Source organism: Caballeronia sp. LZ065 (assembly GCF_031450975.1).
In the GTDB taxonomy this organism is placed as follows: domain Bacteria; phylum Pseudomonadota; class Gammaproteobacteria; order Burkholderiales; family Burkholderiaceae; genus Caballeronia.
Map to the genome: position 1 here is coordinate 1 of NZ_JARUXV010000041.1, position 406 is coordinate 406.

Sequence of the window (406 nt, forward strand, 5' to 3'; positions counted from 1 at the left end):
CTTGACCGTCGGCGCGCTCTGCGCCATCAGCAGTCGGCCCACGGCGGTGGAGCCGGTGAACGAGAGCTTGCGCACGATCGGATTGCCGGTCATTTCCTCGCCGATGGCTTTCGGGTCGCCAGTGAGGATGCTCAGCACGCCCTTCGGAATGCCGGCGCGTTCAGCCAGCACGGCCATCGCGAAGGCCGAAAATGGAGTGGCTTCTGCTGGCTTCACGACGATCGGGCAACCGGCTGCGAGCGCCGGGCCGACCTTGCGGGTGATCATTGCCGCAGGGAAGTTCCATGGCGTGATCGCCGCACATACACCGATAGGTTCCTTCGTCACGACGATGCGTTTGTCCGCTGCCGGAGTGGCGAGTGTGTCGCCGGCGACGCGCTTGCCTTCTTCCGCGAACCATTCGATG

Annotated in this window: 1 protein-coding gene; it reads right to left on the minus strand. The window is 64.8% G+C overall.

Going from position 1 to position 406, the window contains the following annotated elements; translation table 11 throughout:
• A partial coding sequence (locus QCE63_RS35555) for an aldehyde dehydrogenase family protein (RefSeq protein WP_309839956.1) occupies window positions 1-406 on the minus strand: 406 nt, incomplete at both ends.